Source organism: Pseudomonas sp. IPO3774 (assembly GCF_013386835.1).
GTDB lineage: Bacteria > Pseudomonadota > Gammaproteobacteria > Pseudomonadales > Pseudomonadaceae > Aquipseudomonas.
The window spans coordinates 98,455-118,513 of sequence record NZ_JACAQY010000021.1 but is presented as its reverse complement, the minus strand read 5'-3'; the positions used below and the strand labels follow the sequence as shown (position 1 = coordinate 118,513).

Genomic DNA, 20,059 nt, shown 5'->3' with positions numbered 1-20,059 from the left:
GAACCAAGCTGAAGGCCAATCGAACCTATTGATCTTTATCAGCGATAATTCAGCTTAAGCGTCTGTAGGAACCTACTGTTACAATCCCTCCCCTGTGAAATCTGAAATCAGGAGCACAAGGTGCCCGTCGTTTTCGTCGCCGCTTCCAAGCTGCCAACCCCTTTTGCCACGTTCACCATGAATGGCTTTCTTGAAGAAGCCACCGGGCGCGAACACGTTGTTCTCAGCCTCGGTGACGTGGCGGACGGTGCCCCGGTCCTCGGTCGCGTGCACTCCGAGTGCCTGACCGGCGATGCGCTGTTCAGCCAGCGCTGTGACTGCGGCTCGCAACTGGAAGCCGCCCTGCAGGCCATCGCCCGCGAAGGCCGTGGCGTGTTGCTGTACCTGCGTCAGGAAGGCCGTGGCATTGGCCTGCTGAACAAGATCCGCGCCTATGAGCTGCAAGATGGCGGCGCCGACACTGTGGAAGCCAACGAGCGCCTCGGTTTTGCCGCTGACCAGCGCGACTATGGGATCTGCCTGCCGATGCTCCAGCACCTGGGCGTCAAATCCCTGCGGCTGATGACCAACAACCCGCGCAAGGTCAAAGCCTTGACCGACATGGGCATTACCGTCGCCGAGCGCGTGCCGCTGCACACCGGCCACAACCCGCACAACAAGCTCTACCTGGCCACCAAGGCCAGCAAGCTCGACCACATGATGGGCAACGAGCACCAGGGCGAGGCCGACCGGGCGTGACGCGCGGCCAGGTCAAGCGGCGACTGTCGTTTAACTGGTGGCAATACCTGGCGTTGGCGTTGGTGCCGTTGTTTGTGATCAACCTGGTGTTTGGCAAGGCCGAGCCCTTGCTGCCCGTGCTGGCGATGCCGTTTTTTATCGCCGGCGTAGCCTCGATGTTTGTCAGCCTGCGTTACTTCCACGGCTATAAACACGCGCTGATCGCCACCGGCAAAGCCCTCGATACCCCTGAAGAACCGGCTGCCTGGATCACCCTCGCGGCCCGCCGTCGTGTGGCGTTGCTGGTGGCTGCACTGCCGGCCTGGGTCGGCGCGCTGGCAGTGTTTGTCGGGCTGGAAGCGGTGCCGCTGTTTCTGTTGGCATTGTCGACCCTGGTGCTGTTCTACCTCTACCGCATCCCGCGCCAGTTGGGTTGATGCGCGTCTGGCTGGCGGTGTTGTTGATGGCAGTCGCGGCCCAGGCTGCGGCGGTTGAGCGGGTGGTCAGCCTTGCGCCTTCCTTGTCTGAAATCGTCGTTGAGCTGGGTGCGGCCGAGTTACTGGTGGGCTTGCTGGATGGCGGCGAGCGGCCACAGGCGTTGGCGAACGTGCCGTCTGTGGGCAACTACGGGCAGTTGGACATGGAGCGGCTGCTCAGCCTCAAGCCCGACCTGATCCTGCTTTGGCCCGGCAGCGTCGGCCCGGGCCAGCGTGAACAGCTGCAACGCCTGAACATCCCGGTATTTGTCGCCGAACCCCACAGCCTCGAACAACTCACCTCACAGGTCGAAACCATTGCCTGGCAACTCGGGCGGGATGACGCCGGCCGGCAATTGGCCGCGCAGTTGCGTCAGCGCTTGGCCGAATTGCGCTCGCGCTATCACCGGGCCGAGCCGTTGCGGGTGTTTTATCAGGTGTGGAACCAGCCGCTGTACACCGTGGGTGGCGGGCAGATCATCAGCGATGCGCTGAGTGTGTGCGGCGCGCGCAATGTGTTCGATGACCTGAAATTACCGGCACCGCAGGTCAGCATTGAGTCGGTGTTGCAGCGTAATCCCGGGGTGATTCTGGCGGGCGATCAAGCGCAGCTGGATGCCTGGAAGGCCTGGCCCCAGGTGGCGGCGGTAGCGAACGGGCATTTGCTGCTGGTGCCCGACAAGGGCCTGGAACGGCCCAGCGGACAGATGCTGGAAGCGGTGGCGCGGTTGTGTCAGGTGATTGCACCGGGGCTGTGAGACCGCTATCGCAGGCAAGCCAGCTCCCACATTTGACCGAGTCGTCTGGATAAGCACGGTCCCCTGTGGGAGCCGGGCTTGCCCGCGATGAGGCCGGTGCAGACGACTTAGAGTTCCGGCGTCCAGGTCACCCCGAACATCAGTGCCCGGCCTTCTTCCCGATAGCCATATTGCTGGCCTTGATACTGATACAGCGCCCGGCTGTAGTCCTTGTTCAGCAGGTTATCGAGCTTCATTTCCAGCGTGACTTCATGGTTCACCGCCCAACTGCCCCGTAGCCCCAGCAAGCCATACCCGCCCAGGCGTTGCTGGTTCGCCGCATCGTCGTAGCTGCTGCTGACCGCTTGCCAGCTGGCGCCGACGCCGAATTGATCGAATTGGCGATCCAGGTCCAGGCTCAGGGTGCGCCGGGCTCGACGCGCCAGTGTGCGCCCGGTGTCGCGGTCGTGTGGGTCGATCAATGCAACGGCGAGGCTGCTTTGCCAGCCGAACAGTTCTTGCTTGAGCGCCGCCTCGAAGCCGTTGATGCGTGCGGCGCTGACGTTTTGCGGGCCGTTGCTGGCAAACACGATCGCATCCTGAATATCGGTGCGGTACAGCGAGGCTTCCAGTCGGCTGCTGTCGCTGAGCTGGCTGCGCCACTGCACTTCGTAGCTTTTCGATGTCTCGGGCTTGAGGTTCGGGTTACTGTTTTTGAAGCCGAATTCGTCCGGGTAGTAGAGGTCGTTGAACGTAGGCGCGCGGAAGCCTTCGCTGTAGCTCAGCAACAGATCATTGTCCGGGTTCAGCGGCAGGGTGAAGGTGCCGCTCCAGCTGTTGTGGCCGCCGAACTGCTGGTTATCGTCGCGACGCAGGCCCAGTTCGGTGGAAAAGGACGGGGCTTGAAAACGGTGCTGGATAAACGCCGCTCGATTCCAGCGACTGTCTTCGGCGAACGCTGTGCTGCTGTTGACCTGGTCCTCGTACCAGTCGCCGCCCAGGATCAGGCTGTTCTGCTCATTGAGGGTCAGGTCGTTCTGCCAGTTCAGTGAGTTGCGGTAAGTGTTGAACACGCTGCGTTCGGTGCTGAGCTTGTCCCGGGTTTCTTCGCGGTTTTCGCTGTGGCCCGCTTCCAGCCGGGACTTCCACGTGTCATTGATACGCGCGTCAACATAGGTGCTGACACTGCTCACGGTGAAGTGGGTGTAGGGCTTTTGCTGGAAGCTTTGGAAGGTGGTCGAATCGAAGCGACCGAACGGGTTGTCGAATTCGCTTTTGCCGCGGTTATCCAGCACGTTCACACCCGCTTCGAGGTCATCGTTGAAGGCATGGCTCAGGCTGAAACTGATGGCCTGGTTGCGATAGGCGTCATGGTCACGGTCGCTGGGATAGGAGTCGTACGTGCGATTGATTCCGGCCGTGTCATCCAGGCTGGCGCCGAGGTTGAAGCGAGTTTGCGCATCGCCGCCGGACAAGCCCAGGCTGCGTTCCCACGTCTGGTTGCTACCAAATCCCACATGCAGGCGGGGTTGCAGGCCGGACTCGTTACCACGCCGGGTGAAAATCTGGATCACCCCGCCAATCGCATCGCTGCCGTAGATCACCGAGCGCGAACCACGCAGGACTTCCACGCGTTCGATCTGCTGGATGTTCAGGTGCTGCAGGTTGCTGTCGCCGGAAGTCGAGTTGCCGATGCGCTGTCCGTCGACCAACACCAGGCTCTGGGCCGACTTGGTGCCACGAATGTAAACGCTTGCCAGGCTGCCACGGCCACCGGCCTGTGAAACCTGCACGCCGGGCACGCGGCTGAGCAAGTCGGTCACGCTGGTGGGTTGCAGGCGGTCGATGTCGTCGCGGGTGAAGACGGTGTTGGCGGCGCTGCTGTCGTTGCGCGCCTGGACCTGGCGGTTGGCGCTGATCACCATGTCGGGCAGCTTGAGGGCTTGGTCGCGTTCGAAACTGTCGGCGAGCAGGTCGGTGGCGGGCAGTAACAGAAGGGGCAGGGCGAGGCGAAGGCGGTTCATGGGCTGTCCGTAGCATTTGAAGTTGGCATAAAACAAATGTGGGAGCGGGCTTGCTCGCGAAGGCGCAGTGTCAGTCAATGCATCTGTCGACTGACCCAGCGCTTTCGCGAGCAAGCCCGCTCGCACATTTTTAATCGCGTTTCTACAGGCCCAGCAGGGCCATGCGCTGACGAACCGAAGCTTCAATCCCGGATTCATCCAGCCCGCACTCGGCCAGCATCTGCGCCGGCTTGGCATGCTCGACATACACATCCGGCAAGCCCAGGTGCAGCACCGACTTGAGGATATTCTCCCGTGCCAGGAACTCACTGACTGCCGCACCGGCGCCGCCCATGACGGCGTTTTCTTCGAGGGTCACCAGCAGCTCATGGCTGCCGGCGATCTCGCGCACCAAGGCCTCGTCCAGTGGCTTGACGAAACGCATGTCTACCACCGTGGCGTCGATCTTCTCGGCCACTTTCAAGGCTTCAGCCAATTGCACGCCGAACACCAGCAAGGCAACGCCGCTGCCCTGGCGGCGGACGATACCCTTGCCGATTTCGATAGGCTCAAGGTCCTTTTCGATCACCGCATTCGGACCATTCCCACGCGGATAGCGCACAGCCGCCGGGCCGTTGTACAGGTGGCCGGTGCTGAGCATCTTGCGCAGTTCGTTCTCGTCGCTCGGGGTCATCACCAGCATGCCGGGGATGCAGCGCAGGTACGAGAGGTCGAAGCTGCCGGCATGGGTCGGGCCGTCTTCGCCCACCAGGCCCGCACGGTCGATGGCGAACAGCACGTCGAGGTTCTGCACCGCGACGTCATGAATCAACTGGTCATAACCGCGTTGCAGGAACGTAGAGTAGATCGCGACTACCGGCTTGGCGCCTTCACAGGCCATGCCCGCGGCGAAGGTCACCGCGTGTTGCTCGGCGATGGCCACGTCGAAATAGCGCAGCGGGAAACGCTCGCTGAACGCCACCAGGTCGGAACCTTCCTTCATCGCCGGGGTGATGCCCACCAGGCGCGGGTCGGCGGCGGCCATGTCACACAGCCATTCGCCGAACACACCGGAATACTTTGGCCCGCTGGGCTTCTTCGGCGCGGCGGCCGGGGCGTTCAGCGGTTCAAGCTTGGTGATCGCGTGGTAACCAATCGGGTCGACTTCCGCCGGGGCGAAGCCTTTGCCTTTTTTGGTGACGATGTGCAGGAACTGCGGGCCTTTAAGGTCACGCATGTTGCGCAGGGTGGCGATCAGGGTTGGCAGGTCGTGGCCGTCGATCGGGCCGATGTAGTTCCAGCCCAGCTCTTCGAACAGGGTGCCGGGAACCAGCATGCCCTTGGCATATTCTTCGGTACGACGGGCAATTTCCCACGCGCCGGGCAGACGCGAGAGCACCTTCTTGCTGCCTTCACGCATGCTTGCGTAAGTGCGGCTGGAGAGGATTTTTGCCAGGTAATTCGACAGGCCACCGACATTGCGCGAGATCGACATGTCGTTGTCGTTGAGGATCACCAGCATGTTGGCGTCCACTTCCGGCGCGTGGTTCAGCGCCTCGAAGGCCATGCCGGCGGTCAACGCGCCATCACCGATCACCGCAATCGCCTTGCGATCGCTGTTTTGCAGGCGGGCGGCAATCGCCATGCCCAACGCTGCACTGATAGAGGTGCTGGAGTGGCCGACGCCAAAGGTGTCGTACTCGCTCTCGGAGCGGCGCGGGAAGGCGGCGATGCCATCCTTCTGGCGCAGTGTGGCCATGCGCTCGCGGCGTCCGGTGAGAATCTTGTGCGGATAGGCCTGATGACCCACGTCCCACACCAGCCGGTCGTCCGGAGTGTCGAATACGTAATGCAGCGCAATGGTCAGCTCGATGACGCCCAGGCCGGCACCGAAATGCCCACCGGTCTGGCCGACCGTGTAGAGCAATTCCAGGCGCAACTCATCGGCCAGGGTTTCCAGCTCGGCTTCACCCAGGCGGCGCAGGCCGGCTGGCGTGTTGGCACGGTCCAGCAGGGGCGTGGCCGGGCGCTTGCGGGGAATCTCTTGAAACGTCGTGGGCATCAGGCGAATCGTTATAGGTATAGAAGAGGCGGCAGTTTACCTCAAGCATCGCAAACTGCCCACGCAGAGCGCCGAACTTGGCTGATATGCGGTGGAAAAGGCCGCTGTTGTCAGTGGCGACGTTCGACGATATACCGCGCCAGGTCACGCAGTGGCTCGGCAGCCGCGTCGAAAGGTCGCAGGGCATCCAGGGCCTGGTCCCGCAGCTCCAGGGCGTACGCCTTGGCGGCTTCCAGCCCGAGAAGCGAAGGATAAGTCGGCTTGTCCCGTGCGATATCAGCACCCTGGCGCTTGCCGAGGGTCGCGGTATCGCTTTCAACGTCGAGAATATCGTCCTGCACCTGGAACGCCAGGCCGATGGCCCGCGCGTAGGTTTGCAGCGCCGCCAGTTGCGCAGCTTCGGCACGGCCACTGGCCAGGGCGCCGAGGTGCACGGCGGCCTCGATCAGAGCGCCGGTCTTGTGGCGGTGCATGTATTCCAGGGCTTGTTGATCGAGCTTCAAACCGACCGAGCCCAGGTCAATCGCCTGGCCGCCGACCATGCCGGCAGGCCCTGCGGCCAGCGCCAGCGCGGTAACCATGCGCAGACGGATCTCGGCGTTGACGCTGCTCAGGCGCGGGTCCAGCAGGGCGCTGAACGCCAGGCTTTGCAGGCCGTCACCGGCGAGAATCGCGCAGGCTTCATCAAAGGCTTTATGGGTAGTGGGTTGGCCGCGACGCAGATCGTCGTCGTCCATCGCCGGCAAATCGTCGTGTACCAGGGAGTAAGCGTGGATCAACTCCACCGCACAGGCGGCGCCGTTGGCTTCCTCCGCCTGGGCGCCGAGGGCTTCACAGGCCGCATAGGCGAGCAACGGGCGAACGCGCTTGCCACCGTTCATCACGCTGTAGCGCATGGCCTCATACAGGCGGTTCAGCTCAGGGCTGGGCGCGACAAACAGCGGATCCAGCGCAGCATTGACCCGGGCCTGGCTGCCGGCCTGATAAGCGTCGATCATTCAGGCTGTTCCGCATCGAAAGGTTCTTCGGCCAACTCCCCATCGCGTTCCAGCAACACCTGGACCTTCTGCTCCGCCTGCGCCAGGGCGCTCTGGCAGTCGCGGGTCAGACCGATGCCTTGCTCGAATGCGGTCAACGAGTCTTCCAGCGACAACTCGCCGTTCTCCATACGCTCGACCAGGGTTTGCAGGTCGGCGAGGGATTGTTCGAAATCGAGTGCAACTTTTTTGCGGGCCATGGCGGCTATTCCGGTAGACGGTAAACCGGCGCGACACTAGCAGACATGGGGGATTGGGGCAAATGAGTGGGGGGATTTGCCTTGAAAATCAATCGCCTTGAGTGTTGATTTGATAGCGGGTGCTGCGGCCGCCGCCGGGTAGCCGAACCAGGCAGTTTTTTTCCAGAAGATCGGCCAGATGTCGGGTCGCCGTGGCCTTGGACACTTTGGCCACTGCCTGATACTGGGCGGCGCTGATCCCGTGCTCAAAGCCCTTTTCGCCACCGTCGAGCAGGCGATTCAAGACTTTGGTCTGTTCGGCGCTGAGTGCGTGGTCCCGATGCTGCTGCCAGAAGCGGGTTTTGCCCAGCACCCGGTCAATCCGCACCATGGCCTGCTGCAAGCTACGAAGCAGCGTTTGCAGGAACCACTCAAGCCAATCGGTGATATCCAGCGTGGCCTTTTGACTGGTTTCCAGTGCACGGTAATAGCCCGCCCGGTCTTCAAGGATGCTCGCCGACATCGCGTAGAAGCGGATCGCTTGATGCTCTGCCTGGGCAAGCGCGAGGTCGGTAATCGCCCGCGTCAGACGACCATTACCATCATCGAAGGGATGCAGGGTGACGAACCAGAAATGCGCCAGGCCTGCGCGCAGCAATGGGTCAAGGGCCGCATGATGGCGACTGGCTTCAAACCATTCGATGAAATCGTCCAGCGACTGCTCCAGTCCTTGGCGGGGTGGGGCCTCGAAATTCACAGTGGGTCGGTCCAGTCGTCCCGATACAACCTGCATAGGCTCATCCCCCCTTAACGCGCCTACGTTCAAGCCGTGGGTGGAAAAGCGGGCTTCCTCGGCGGGAAACAACCATCGATGCCATTTGAATAGACGGGTGAGGGTAAACGGTTGAGCAAACTGTTGCGTGGCGTCCAGCATCAAGTCAGCCAGACCCTCACTGCGTCGGCTCACTGAGCCGTCTTGCAATTGCTCCAGGCCCAGGCGTCGGGCCAAAGAGGAACGTACGGAACCCACATTCAGTTGCTCACCCTCGATTGCCGAGGAGGTCAGAATGTTTTGCAGCAACGCATCCAGTTCATTCTCTGAGCTCTGGGCCTGGCTGACCGAACCGAGCATGCCCAGCAACTTTCCTTGCGCCTGCGTGCACTCTCGCAACAACGCTGCAAGGCGCTCTGGTTGCCAGTGAAAGTGCGGCCAGTCCGGTTGTTGCCAGATCCAGTTCGGGTGATCCATAGAGGCATGCTCGGTATGTGAGCCGAATAGAAGGCTTATTCGGCTCATTTGGTGAGCCGATTGTGTGAGCTATTCGGCTCACTGTCCAGCCAGATGCGCACATCAGGTACAGCGCCGCCTCATCACTGGCCAGCAGGATCGCCTGTTCCATAACCTTTGGCGCAGTACTCGCCAGCTCCATCGATTCGCTGGCTGTCGCCCCCAGGCTTTCAAACAGCTTGCCGGCGTCCTTGAAGATCTCCTGCGCTTGCTTGATGGCGTCCCACACGCCGGTAATCGCGGTCCAACTTCCCGCCAGCACGCCATTGCCAATCGCGCTCGAAGTGGACCTTTCCCAGTGCGGCCGGAAACCACTCCATTACTTGCGAAGCTTTTTCTGTTCCGAGCCGCTGCCCGGTACTACGTAAAACAGCGGTTCAGCTCATTGACGGCCGTGGCGTTTTCGGTGGTGCGTTGCATTGACCCTGAGCGTCCTTGAGACTGGCCTCAAATTCGACCAATCCCCCGTGCATCTTCTGCAGCGCTTCGATTTGCTTCATCAGTTCCTGCTTTTTGTTGGTGATTGCCTTGTCCGCCAGCTCCCAGGGCAACCCATCACCAGGATGCCCGACCAGAATCACCTGCAACTCCTTGAGCTTGAAACCCAACTGCTGGGCGCACTTGATGAACGTCAGCAGTTCGACACTTTGCGTGGAGTAAAATCGATAACGACCTTCCCGCTGCGGCGGCGGCAACAGGCCGATGGCTTCATAGTGACGAATCGCTTTGATGGTTGTGCCCGACAGTTGCGCGGCTTTGCCGATGTACATGAAAAGTCCTTTTCCCAAAGAGTGCGCCGGCCTGTTTCAGCCACTGTTCCCGCTGTGCTGGCGTAGAGCCCAACACCGGCCCGAACAGCAACGTCTTGATCGGCTGAATGCCACAAAACGCCAGTGTTGTCTTGCGCATCTGATGCAGCGCGGGCATGCGGTAGAACCACCTGTAATACCACGCTGGCGTGTCCAGGGTCACCAGCAAATGCGCAGTTCGGCCCTTCAGGAGTTTGTCGGGGAAGGCTTTGCCTTTGCGGTATTTGAAGGCGAAACCAGACAGGAGAATTCGGTCGATAAAGCCCTTCATCAAAGCCGGGATGCCACCCCACCAGATGGGGAAGACAAACGTCAGGTGATTGGCCCACAGGATGTCGGATTGGGCGTTGAGCAGGTCGGGTTCCAGGGGTTGGGTTTGGTTGTAGCCGTTGTGCAGGATGGGATCGAAAGTCAGGTCGCCGAGGCGCAGGACGCGCACTTCGTGACCGGCGGTTTTGGCCGAGGTGATGTAGGTGTCGGTGAGGGCAGAGCAGAAGCTGGTGCGGGAAGGGTGGCCGAGGATGACCAGGATGCGTTGGCTCATGGTGGTGGGGATCCTGAAAGTTGGGGGTTCAGGGTGAGGTGTGACCTTAGGGGGAGAGTCAAGAAGAGGCGGTGATTGGGAATGGCCAGGAAGACTGATCCCTTTCATTTGCAGGACGTTTCCTAGAGAATTCCAAGCGCTTGCGCCAGCAAAATCCCGCGACTAGTCTGCGTTCCGTCACTGCATATTCAGTGATCGGGTTTAGTCGCCCGGACAACGCTAGGCGTACAGCGCCATCTCAAAGCCAGGTATTTATCGCCTGCACTTTATGGTGGCTGTGCGCAGGGCACCTTCGGGTGCGCCGGTGCCTAGCGGCCGGTCGACTAACCTGCGTACAGCTGCCACCTTCTGATCGTTTAGTCGCGAGAGGTTAGTGGTTTAACTCACTGCTAGGAGTTCTACCATGGTCAAAGTTACCCCCGATCCACCCGCATTCCATAAAGCCTTACTCCGCGACACTGATGCCTCGCGTCGAGTGATCGATCACTACCTCAAAGCGCCGGACGCGCAGCCTTCACCCAACCCGTTTACCGTCGATGACGAACTGAGTTTCGAAGATGCCCTGGCCCATGCTGCCGAGTTATTGCATTGCGCCGTGGCAACCGCCCAGGCGTCGACCGAGCCGCTGAATGGCGCACAGCGGGCGGTGATGCATTTGGTGGAAATGTCGAAGGTGGTGGTGGATCGAGCGCTGGACTGTTTGCAGCCGAGGTGAGGATCCTAAGCCGACACTGAGGTAACGATGCATTTGGTCAGCAACCTACTGACCAAATGCTAATCATCACGGCTCAGGGGCGCAGATCCCGGCAGACGATTGTCATCGAGTAAAGCTCTCCCCTCAGGCGTACGGCTTGAAGTCGTTGTTGTCGCGAGTGAGTAACTGCATCAGCTTGGGATGGATGAAGAGCTTTTCCTTGCCAACCTGAACCTCTTGCAGAACGCCGATGGCGACTAGTTCTTTGAGGTAACGGGAGGCTGCTTGACGCTGGGCAATCTGTTTGTCGACGACGTTGCTGATGCGGCAGTAGGGCTGTTCGAAAATGACGTCTACCAGCTCGCGGGAATAGGTTTTCGGCAACTGCTCACGAACAAACTGGGTGGTGTGCTCGGACAGGCTGCGAATAGCGGCAATTTTTGCACAAGTCCAGCGTGCTGTTTCTTCCACAGCGCTGAGCATGTACAGCAGCCAAGGCTCCCAGGCTTGTTTGCGAGTGACATCAAGCAACAGGCGGTAGTAATCGGCTCTATGGGCAATGATGTAACGGCTAAGGTAGAGAATCGGTAGATTCAGCAGGCCTTCCTGGATCAGGTACAGGGTGTTGAGCACTCGCCCGGTACGGCCATTGCCGTCGGCGAATGGGTGAATGGCTTCGAATTGATAGTGACTAACCGCCATACGTACTAATGGATCCAGGTCGGTCTCGTTGTGCAGGAAGCGCTCCCAGTTGGCGAGCATGTCACGTAAGCGATCTTCGCCTTCCGGTGGGGTATAGATGATCTCGCCGGTTCGGTCGTTGGCTAGCTGGACTCCTGGCACCCGGCGTATATCCATGTTCACGCCTTTAAGCGTGCGGCAGATTTCGACTGCAGTACCGGTGGAGAGTGGGCGGTCGGCCAACGATTGATAACCTTTCTGCAGGGCTTTGCGGTAGCGCAGTGCTTCCTTGGTCGCTGGGTCTGCGTGGCTATCCCCATCCTGAGCATGCTGAAAGAGCAAATCCGTGGTGGTGACGATACTTTCGATCTCTGAGCTGTCCTTGGCCTCCAGCAATGGAATGGTGTTGATCAGCATTGTCTGGTTAGGGATCAGCTCAGCCGCTTGCTTCAATTCGGCCAGGGCTGTGCGGGCCTCAATGCAGCGTTTGAGCACTGCATGGGTTTCCAGAACAGTTGCCGGTGGCAAAGTGGGAAGCTGGTTGTAGGGCTTGTCAGCCTGCCAGGGAAGGTGGGATGCGGTCATGGATGGGGCTCGGTCTTTGACTTATCCGTCTAAAGGTAAGAGGGGCTCATCAGGGCGCCCTTTCGTGGCGTCAGTGTAAACATGCGTGCACTACGTGTCGCTATATTTTGATTTTTGCGACACGTCTTGATGTCATGTCGTTGGTAACGACAGGTATGCGAAACGTGTTCTTGGAACGGGCTTTTAGCGACGTATCAGGCGAATGTCCTGAGGATGGAAAAGACGGCTTGCGTGCCTTGGAGCGGTTGGCGCGTTCTCAAATAGCTCGATGCCTGGCAGGTGTAGCGCATTTCTTCCAGGCATTAAAAAGCCGGCTTGTGGCCGGCTTCTCGGGGACTGGTTCAGCTTATTTTTGGTAAACCTCACCAGCCTTCAAATCGTTCACCCAGGCTCGCACCCAGATGATAAGGGGCATCAGCGGGAACTCCTCCGCATCGCCAGGCAGGGCGGACCGGCTTCACGCCAACCCCCTGCCAAATGTGCGGCGGATAATACCCACATTCGCCTCAATTTCCCAGCTCCGGATCCGATTTAGAGCCTTCGTAGCCCAATAAATGCTCATCCAGCGGCACCGGCGGGCGGCGGTTATTCAGTGTCGCCCACCAGAACACCCAACCCAGAATCTCAAAGTTCTGCTCATGCCGCTGCTCATAGGTCAAAAACTCGTCCGGATGCTCGGCGCTGTTGTGGCTGCGCATCCGCAGGCCACCTCCTGGACGGTTGTAGAGGTATTTGATCCGCAGCATTCCGTCGTGCTCTACCGCGTAGATTTCGCCATCGATGATCTGTTTGCGACCACAGTCGATGGCAAGGGTGCTTCCGTCCTGGATGATGTCGATCATGCTGTTGCCGACCATGTAGGCCCCGAGTGCCCGCTCCGGGCTTACACCGATGGCTTCAAGGGTGTGCAGGGAGAGGCGGATGCTTTCGGTCGAGGTGAAGGTGGGGTGGAGGGGGATCTCCACGTCGATTTTTACCGGGCCCGAGACCGGGTGGGTGATGTAGTTGCCGCTGGTCTCGCGGGCGATACGGTGGGAGGTGTCTGCATCGGATCCTTCCAGCAGGTAGTTGGCGGGTGGATGTTTGGGGCCTTCGCCTGTGCGCAGCCAACGGCTGGTGACGCACAACAATTCTGCGAACTCGTTGAGCCGGCCCATGGGGACGCCGCGTTTGAACCAGTTGTTTACGTGTTGAGGCGTAACATCGCGGTTCTTGGCGAAGTCGGAAGCGGAAAGATGAACTTCCCGTAATAGCGCTCTTAAGCGATCACCTGATGTATTCATAAACGCAGAGTTTACTGGCCGTAAAATCAGATCAAATAAACCATGCGTTGAGTTGCTGTATGTAGGTGTTTCCTTATCGCAGGACTATTCTGCTAGTTGATTAAGCTAGTTAAACAATTGCTGTAAATATGTTTATTAAAGTAGCCGGATGTTTATGTTTTTCCCACAAAAAAAGCCCCGATTAATCGGGGCTTTTTCAGAGCGAATAGCGGTATCAGCCTTTGTAGGCAGCGACCGACTTCAGGATCTCGGCGCGGGCGGCGTCTGCATTGCCCCAACCATCGATCTTCACCCATTTGCCTTTTTCGAGGTCTTTGTAGTTCTCGAAGAAGTGTTTGATCTGTTCCAGCAGCAGTGGCGGCAGATCGGTGTATTCCTTCACGTCGACATACAGCTGGGACAGCTTGTCGTGTGGTACTGCGATAACTTTGGCATCGCCGCCGCCGTCGTCAGTCATGTTCAGGATGCCGACCGGGCGGGCGCGGATAACCGAGCCTGGGGTAACCGGGTAAGGGGTCACGACCAGCACGTCGAGGGGGTCACCGTCGTCTGCCAGGGTGTTGGGGATGAAACCGTAGTTGGCCGGGTAGAACATCGGGGTGGCCATGAAACGGTCAACGAACAGGCAGTCGCTGTCTTTGTCGATTTCGTATTTGATCGGCGCGTGGTTGGCCGGAATCTCGATGGCGACGTAGATGTCGTTCGGCAGGTCTTTGCCAGCCGGAATCTTGCTGTAGCTCATTGGGCGTTGCCCCCGTAGTTGGCCATGGAACATGGCCGGATTGGCCTAAAAGTGGCGGCGATTATAGGCATATTCTGACGCCGATGCCATGCGTCAGACGTCGTAGGGCGCTTGGCGTTCCGTCTGATACCGCACGTCGCCGGCCTGCAGTTGGTGCAGGCGCGCCAGGGGATCCTGACGGTAGAAGTGGCTCAGTTGCTCGTACACCTGTGGATAACTGCTGACCAGTAAATCCGGGGCACTGAAGAAATATTCGCTGGTGACGGCAAAGAACTCGGCCGGGTTTTCCGCGGCGTAGGGGTCGATGGCAGTCTCTGCGTCTGGGTTGCGGTCGAGCTGGCGGTTGAGGTCGTCGAAGGCGCTTTGCATGACGCTGGCCCATTCCTGCACGCGCATGTCGTGGTGCAGGGGTGGCAGGCCGTTGGCGTCGCCGTTGAGCATGTCCAGCTTGTGGGCCAGTTCGTGAATGACCAGGTTGTAGCCTTCCCAGTTGCCGCTGGCCAGTACGCCGGGCCACGCAAGGATCACCGGGCCCTGTTGCCAGGCTTCGCCGCTGTGCTCGCCGTCCCACTCGTGCTCCACGCCGCTGGCGTCGCGATGGCGCTGCGGGCTGAGGAAGTCGTCGGGGTACAGCACGATCTCGTGGAAGCCCTGGTACCAGTCGAGGTCGCCAAGGTTCATCAGCGGCAGCTGTGCCTGGGCGGCGAGCAGCAGGCGCTGTTCCTGGTGCAGTTCGACGCCGGGCAGGGCGGTGAGGTGTTTTTCGGCGAGGAACACCACGCAGGCTTCCCGCAGCCACTGGTCTTGCTCGGCAGTGATGCCGTCGAGGAACGTCAGGTGATGGCGCACCCGCTGCCACGTTTCATCGGCAATCGGGTGCTTGGCCAGCAGGCGCCGGCGACGCCAGGCGCTGAGGGACCACATCGCAGGTTACTGCGGCTTGGCTTCGGTGGAATTGCGGCCAAAGCGGCTGCGGAACACACCGATGATCATCGGTACCAGCGACAGCAGGATGATGAACACCACCAGCAGCGACAGGTTTTTCTTGATGAACGGCACGTTGCCGAAGAAGTAGCCCAGGGTTACCAGGCCGCCGACCCAGAGGACGGTGCCGAACACGCTGAAACCGAAGAAGCGCGGGTAAGGCATTTTCGCGATACCGGCGACGAACGGCGCAAACGTGCGCAGGATCGGCAGGAAGCGCGCCAGGGTCACGGTTTTGCCGCCGTGCTTGTCGTAGAAGTCGTGGGTTTTTTGCAGGTAGTCGCGGCGGAAGATCTTCGAGTTGGGGTTGCTGAACAAGCGTTCCCCGGCCGTTCGTCCGATCACGTAGTTGGTACTGTCACCCAGGATGGCCGCGAGCATAAGCAGGCCGCCCAGCAATATCGGGTCCATGCCGCCGCCCGCTGCAACAGCGCCGGCGATGAACAGTAAGGAATCACCCGGCAGAAACGGCATGACCACCAGGCCGGTTTCGCAAAAGATAACCAGGAACAGAATGGCGTAGATCCACACTCCGTAGTTTCTCACCAGCATGTCGAGGTACACGTCGAGATGCAGGATAAGGTCGAGCGGGTTGAAATCCATGGAGGGCACCTGTGTGAATGGCCTGGCTCAGCGGGCCTGTGCGGAGGCTTCGGGTAATAAGGGCTACAAGGTTGTGGCGTAATTCTTACGACCCTGAAAGGTCCGCATTATACGGATAGAGTTGTGAAAAGCGTGCTGGTTTTGTAGCGGGGAATGTCGCGACTTCGATCTGATTGTAGACACAGCGTCAGTGTGGGAGGGGGCTCCCACAACAGATGTATGAGGTTTGGTTAATAGTTGTCAGTCATCGCTGATCGCAAGCACGTAGTTCTTGAACTCGGTGTCTTCCCGAAAACCGATGGACTCATAGGTTTTCTGCGCCACCTGGTTGTCACTGCTGGTGGACACACGCAGGCGCACGGCTTGAGTTTCCTTGGCCATCTTCTTCGCGGTACGCATCAGGTTGTCGGCCACCAACTGCCGGCGTGCGTCTTCGGCGACGTAGATGTCGTTGAGGATCCACACCCGCTTGAGGGACAACGATGAAAAGCTTGGATACAGCTGGCAGAAACCGAGCAGTTTCTTGTCGTCATCGTCGGCCAGCGCCAGGTAGATCACGGACTCCTTGCGGCGCAGGCGTTTTTCCAGGAAGGCGCGGCTCGAATCAGGAAACGGCAGCGCGCCGTAAAACTCGCGGTATTTGACGAAAAGCGGGGTCAACAGGTCCAGGTGTTCCAGGGTCGCTTGAGTAATCCGCATGCCAGGCCTCAACTTCCAAATGGGGTATGACCACACAAGCGGCCGTGTCTCGATGCTGCCTAAAGCAGAGAAAAAGCGCAATCGTGCAGGGATCAGTCCTTCGGTGGGCTGAGCAGGAAGTTTCCTTTCATCAGGTCGGGATCATCCGACTCGAGAGTTTGTACCTGCGCTTCATCCTTGAGGTTGACCCCCGACAACTGCCGGCGACAGGCCTCCCGCATCAAGTAAAGCAGGCGGTGAGCGGCCATGCCGTAGCTCAAGCCTTCCAGGCGCACATTGGAGATGCAGTTGCGGTAGGCGTCAGTGAGGCCGACTTTGGGGTTGTAGGTGAAATACAGCCCCAGGCTGTCCGGCGAGCTGAGCCCCGGCCGCTCGCCGATCAGGATCACCACCATTTTTGCCCCGAGCAACTGGCCGACTTCATCCGCGACGGCGACACGGCCCTGCTCCACCAGAATCACCGGTGACAGCGACCAGCCTTCAGCGTGGGTTTGTTCCTCCATGCGTGTAAGAAACGGCAACGTATGTTTATGCACCGCCAGGGCCGATAAGCCGTCGGCCACCACCACCGCCAGGTCCACGCCGCCGGGGTTGGCTTCGGCATAGTCCCGCAGGGCCTGGACGGATTCATCACTGAGGCGGCGCCCAAGGTCCGGGCGTTGCAAGTAGCTGTGGCGGTCGACGGCGGCGCTGTGCAGCAACAGGCTGTCGCGGCCGCGCTCCGCCAATTGGCTGCTGAGTCCTGCATGATCAAACGGCAGGTGTACCGCGTCGCGGGCCTGGGCATGGGCGAACTGGAAATCCAGCTGAGCGCCGGTAGGCATGCTGGTGCCGGTGCGGCCCAGGGCAATCCGCGCCGGGGTCAGGCGCCGCAGCTCAAGCCACGGGTTGTCCACGTTGTTTTTCGGGGTGTCGATGTGCACGGGCGGTTCCTTCTTCATCCCAGTTGCGCCAAGGCGTGGCGGAATGCCGGTGGCAGGCTGTTGCCGAAGTGCACCTTGCCGTCGGCTTGCGTGAAGATGCCCATTTTCGCCAGCCACTGTTCAAACTCCGGTGCCGGCTTTAAACCCAATGTTTGGCGGGCGTACAGCGCGTCGTGAAATGAAGTGGTCTGGTAGTTGAGCATGATGTCGTCGGAGCCCGGGATGCCCATGATGAAGTTGATCCCGGCCACGCCCAGCAGGGTGAGCAGGGTGTCCATGTCGTCCTGGTCGGCTTCGGCATGGTTGGTGTAGCAGATGTCGCACCCCATGGGCACGCCCAGCAGCTTGCCGCAGAAGTGGTCTTCGAGGCCGGCGCGGATGATCTGCTTGCCGTTGTACAGGTACTCGGGGCCGATAAATCCTACGACCGTGTTCACCAAAAACGGCTTGAAATGCCGGGCAACGGCATAGGCGCGGGTTTCGCAGGTTTGCTGGTCGACGCCAAAGTGTGCGTTGGCCGACAAGGCGCTGCCCTGGCCGGTTTCGAAATACATCAGGTTTTGCCCGAGGGTGCCGCGGTTCAGGCTCAGGCCCGCATCGTAGCCTTCCTGCAGCACGCTCAGGCTGATGCCGAAACTGGCATTGGCCGCCTCGGTGCCGGCGATCGACTGGAACACCAGGTCCAGCGGCAAGCCACGGTTGATGGCTTCGATGGAGGTGGTGACGTGGGTCAGCACGCAGGCCTGGGTCGGGATTTCATAACGCTGGATGATCGCGTCGAGCATTTCCAGCATCGCGCAGATCGAGGCGATGCTGTCGGTGGCCGGGTTGATGCCGATCATGGCGTCGCCGTTGCCGTAGAGCAGGCCGTCAAGAATGCTCGCGGCGATACCGGCCGGCTCATCGGTGGGATGGTTGGGCTGCAGGCGGGTGGACAGGCGCCCGCGCAGGCCCATCGTGCCGCGGAACTGTGTGACGACGCGGATTTTCTGCGCCACCAGTACCAGATCCTGCACGCGCATGATCTTCGACACGGCGGCGGCCATTTCCGGTGTCAGCCCGGGCGCCAGGGCGCGCAGGCTCTGTTCGTCGGCCGCGTCGCTGAGCAGCCAATCTCGCAAGCCCCCGACGGTCAGGTGGCTGACCACGGAAAACGCCTGTTTATCGTGGGTGTCGATAATCAGCCGGGTGACTTCGTCGCTTTCGTACGGGATCAACACTTCTTCGAGAAAGTGCTTCAACGGAATGTTGGCCAGGGCCATTTGCGCCGCGACCCGCTCGCCATCGTTCTGGGCGGCAACACCCGCCAAAAAATCCCCGGAGCGGGCCGGGCTGGCCTTGGCCATCACGTCCTTGAGGCTGTCGAAGCGGTAGGTCAATGCACCGACCGCGTGGGAAAAGCTTGCCATACAGAGTCTCCTTGTCGACGCGGGCTGAATGTGAGTAAAGCGCCCGCGTCGAGGTTTATGGCAGTTAGTGCAAGGCGGCCTCTGCGGCCTGGATCGCCGCAAATTCTTCTTCCGGCGTGCCTGCTACCAAGTGATGCCGACTGTAGAAAGCAAAGTAAGCAATTAATACTCCATAGATGATCGCGGCGCCAATCACCACGCGCGGATCCACCAGAAAGCCCGCCACAACAGCGATGCAGGCCAGTACCAGGGCGACGCCCGAGGTGAAGATGCCGCCCGGAGTACGGTAAGGGCGGTCCATTTTGGGGCGGCGGATGCGCAAGGTGATGTGCGCGGCCATCATCAGCACGTAGGAAATGGTCGCGCCGAATACGGCGACCAGGATCAGCAAATCGCCTTGGCCGGTCAGCGACAGGCCGAACCCGATGATGCCGGGGATCACCAGGGCCAGTACCGGTGCCTTGCTTTTGTTGGTCTGCGACAGCTTGCGCGGCAGGTATCCGGCGCGGGAGAGGGCGAAGATCTGCCGGGAGTAGGCGTAGATGATCGAGAAGAAGCTCGCGATCAGCCCGGCCAGGCCCACCAGATTGACGAAGTGGCCCATCCACGTGGAGCCGCCGTAGGCTTTGGACAAGGCTTCCACCAGGGGATTGCCCGATGCCATCAGCGCGTAGGCGCCAGCACCGCCGGGGGCGATCACCAAAATCAGCAGGGCGAAGCTGGTCAGCACCACAATGGCGCCGATCAGGCCGCGGGGCAGGTCGCGTTTGGGGTTCTTGGTTTCTTCGGCGGCCAGGGGCACGCCTTCGACCGCAAGGAAAAACCAGATCGCATAGGGAATCGCCGCCCACACGCCGACATAACCGAAGGGCAGGAAAGTGCTGGCGCCCTTGGCCTCGGTCACCGGGATGTCCAGCAGGTTGGCGACACTGAAGTGCGGCACCATCGACACCAGGAACACACCCAGGGCAATCGCGGCGACGGCGGTAATCACAAACATCAGCTTCAGCGCTTCACCCACGCCGAAGATGTGGATGCCGATAAAGATGATGTAGAACGCCAGGTAGATCATCCAGCCGCCAATGCCGAACAGCGACTCGCAATAGGCGCCGATAAACACCGCGATGGCGGCGGGGGCGATGGCGTATTCGATAAGGATCGCGGTGCCGGTGAGGAACCCGCCCCAGGGGCCGAACGCGCTGCGGGCAAAACCGTAGCCGCCGCCGGCGGTAGGGATCATGGAAGACAGTTCGGCCAGGGAGAAACACATGCACAGGTACATGGTGGCCATCAGCAGTGTGGCGAGGAACATACCGCCCCAGCCACCCTGGGCGAGGCCGAAGTTCCAGCCGGCGTAGTCGCCGGAGATGACGTAGGCAACCCCGAGACCGACTAATAGTACCCAGCCGGCAGCGCCTTTTTTCAGTTCCCGTTGTTGGAAGTATTCGGTGCCGACCTTTTCAAAGTCGACGGAAGACCCGGACGCCGGAGCGCCATTCGGTTCGCTGGGCATGATGGAATCCCTTTCTTATTGTTTTATCCCGGCTTACTTAAGTAAGCCGAATGAGTAGCAAGGTCTTGTGAAGATCAAGTGTGGGAGCGGG

General features: G+C 60.2%; 20 protein-coding genes. 4 read left to right on the top strand and 16 right to left on the bottom strand.

Translation table 11 applies throughout. The features are described from left to right. Positions 1 to 120: 120 nt before the first annotated feature. From ribA to HYE77_RS14725, 3 genes are read left to right on the top strand one after another with little or no spacing between them, the layout of a single operon-like run. The gene (gene ribA / locus HYE77_RS14735) at positions 121 to 738 is read left to right on the top strand and encodes a GTP cyclohydrolase II (protein ID WP_003209983.1); all 618 of its coding nucleotides are present in this window, start codon (positions 121 to 123) and stop codon (positions 736 to 738) included. After that, the gene (locus HYE77_RS14730; protein WP_003209980.1) at positions 735 to 1,154 is read left to right on the top strand and encodes a nuclear FMR1 interacting 1 family protein; all 420 of its coding nucleotides are present in this window, start codon (positions 735 to 737) and stop codon (positions 1,152 to 1,154) included. Before ribA ends, HYE77_RS14730 begins: the two co-directional genes overlap by 4 nt. Further along, positions 1,154 to 1,951 carry a cobalamin-binding protein gene (locus HYE77_RS14725; RefSeq protein ID WP_177068926.1) on the top strand — a complete coding sequence of 266 codons (798 nt, stop codon included), beginning with the start codon at positions 1,154 to 1,156 and terminating at the stop codon, positions 1,949 to 1,951. The genes HYE77_RS14730 and HYE77_RS14725 overlap by 1 nt, the downstream gene beginning before the upstream one ends. A 107-nt stretch (positions 1,952 to 2,058) precedes the next feature. On the opposite strand, the gene HYE77_RS14720 is transcribed toward HYE77_RS14725, so the two are convergent. The 7 genes from HYE77_RS14720 to HYE77_RS14690 all read right to left on the bottom strand — a co-directional run bounded on the left by HYE77_RS14720 (position 2,059) and on the right by HYE77_RS14690 (position 9,852). Beyond that, entirely contained in the window at positions 2,059 to 3,954 is a 1,896-nt protein-coding gene (locus HYE77_RS14720) for a TonB-dependent receptor domain-containing protein (protein WP_177068925.1), read from the bottom strand. 142 nt (positions 3,955 to 4,096) lie between these two features. Next, the gene (dxs, locus tag HYE77_RS14715) at positions 4,097 to 5,995 is read right to left on the bottom strand and encodes a 1-deoxy-D-xylulose-5-phosphate synthase (protein ID WP_177068924.1); all 1,899 of its coding nucleotides are present in this window, start codon (positions 5,993 to 5,995) and stop codon (positions 4,097 to 4,099) included. A 110-nt stretch (positions 5,996 to 6,105) separates the two neighbouring features. Then, positions 6,106 to 6,993: a (2E,6E)-farnesyl diphosphate synthase gene (ispA, locus tag HYE77_RS14710; protein WP_008436503.1), complete on the bottom strand. Its 888-nt coding sequence runs from the start codon at positions 6,991 to 6,993 to the stop codon at positions 6,106 to 6,108. Continuing rightward, entirely contained in the window at positions 6,990 to 7,232 is a 243-nt protein-coding gene (locus tag HYE77_RS14705; protein WP_003209964.1) for an exodeoxyribonuclease VII small subunit, read from the bottom strand. Before HYE77_RS14705 ends, ispA begins: the two co-directional genes overlap by 4 nt. Before the next feature lie 88 nt (positions 7,233 to 7,320). Beyond that, positions 7,321 to 8,460 (bottom strand): Fic family protein, encoded by a 1,140-nt coding sequence (locus HYE77_RS14700; RefSeq protein ID WP_177068923.1) that lies wholly within the window; start codon positions 8,458 to 8,460, stop codon positions 7,321 to 7,323. A gap of 416 nt (positions 8,461 to 8,876) precedes the next feature. Further along, complete coding sequence (locus HYE77_RS14695) at positions 8,877 to 9,269, bottom strand: MerR family transcriptional regulator (RefSeq protein ID WP_177068922.1); 393 nt, start codon at positions 9,267 to 9,269, stop codon at positions 8,877 to 8,879. Then, entirely contained in the window at positions 9,208 to 9,852 is a 645-nt protein-coding gene (locus HYE77_RS14690; protein ID WP_177068921.1) for an NAD(P)H-dependent oxidoreductase, read from the bottom strand. The genes HYE77_RS14695 and HYE77_RS14690 overlap by 62 nt, the downstream gene beginning before the upstream one ends. A 403-nt stretch (positions 9,853 to 10,255) precedes the next feature. On the opposite strand from HYE77_RS14690, the gene HYE77_RS14685 reads away from it, so the two are divergent. Beyond that, entirely contained in the window at positions 10,256 to 10,567 is a 312-nt protein-coding gene (locus tag HYE77_RS14685) for a DUF6124 family protein (RefSeq protein WP_003219377.1), read from the top strand. A gap of 123 nt (positions 10,568 to 10,690) precedes the next feature. Here the strand turns inward: HYE77_RS14685 and fic are convergent, their stop codons facing one another. The 9 genes from fic to eat form a co-directional block, all read right to left on the bottom strand. Next, positions 10,691 to 11,812 carry a protein adenylyltransferase Fic gene (gene fic, locus HYE77_RS14680; protein WP_177068920.1) on the bottom strand — a complete coding sequence of 374 codons (1,122 nt, stop codon included), beginning with the start codon at positions 11,810 to 11,812 and terminating at the stop codon, positions 10,691 to 10,693. Positions 11,813 to 12,318: 506 nt separating this feature from the next. Next, positions 12,319 to 13,095, bottom strand: coding sequence for an XRE family transcriptional regulator (locus tag HYE77_RS14675; RefSeq protein ID WP_177021485.1), 777 nt, complete (start codon positions 13,093 to 13,095; stop codon positions 12,319 to 12,321). Positions 13,096 to 13,309: 214 nt separating this feature from the next. Continuing rightward, entirely contained in the window at positions 13,310 to 13,837 is a 528-nt protein-coding gene (gene ppa, locus HYE77_RS14670) for an inorganic diphosphatase (protein ID WP_003219382.1), read from the bottom strand. Positions 13,838 to 13,930: 93 nt separating this feature from the next. Continuing rightward, positions 13,931 to 14,761: a zinc-dependent peptidase gene (locus HYE77_RS14665; RefSeq protein ID WP_003219385.1), complete on the bottom strand. Its 831-nt coding sequence runs from the start codon at positions 14,759 to 14,761 to the stop codon at positions 13,931 to 13,933. Positions 14,762 to 14,767: 6 nt separating this feature from the next. Beyond that, on the bottom strand, positions 14,768 to 15,424 hold the full coding sequence (locus HYE77_RS14660; RefSeq protein ID WP_008436520.1) for a DedA family protein: 657 nt from the start codon (positions 15,422 to 15,424) through the stop codon (positions 14,768 to 14,770). 240 nt (positions 15,425 to 15,664) lie between these two features. Next, the gene (locus HYE77_RS14655; protein WP_003219389.1) at positions 15,665 to 16,123 is read right to left on the bottom strand and encodes an N-acetyltransferase; all 459 of its coding nucleotides are present in this window, start codon (positions 16,121 to 16,123) and stop codon (positions 15,665 to 15,667) included. Between the two features lie 92 nt (positions 16,124 to 16,215). Further along, on the bottom strand, positions 16,216 to 17,064 hold the full coding sequence (eutC, locus tag HYE77_RS14650; RefSeq protein ID WP_177068919.1) for an ethanolamine ammonia-lyase subunit EutC: 849 nt from the start codon (positions 17,062 to 17,064) through the stop codon (positions 16,216 to 16,218). After that, complete coding sequence (locus tag HYE77_RS14645; protein WP_177068918.1) at positions 17,061 to 18,455, bottom strand: ethanolamine ammonia-lyase subunit EutB; 1,395 nt, start codon at positions 18,453 to 18,455, stop codon at positions 17,061 to 17,063. Before HYE77_RS14645 ends, eutC begins: the two co-directional genes overlap by 4 nt. A 64-nt stretch (positions 18,456 to 18,519) precedes the next feature. Continuing rightward, the gene (eat, locus tag HYE77_RS14640) at positions 18,520 to 19,968 is read right to left on the bottom strand and encodes an ethanolamine permease (RefSeq protein ID WP_008436523.1); all 1,449 of its coding nucleotides are present in this window, start codon (positions 19,966 to 19,968) and stop codon (positions 18,520 to 18,522) included. Between the last annotated feature and the right edge of the window lie 91 nt (positions 19,969 to 20,059).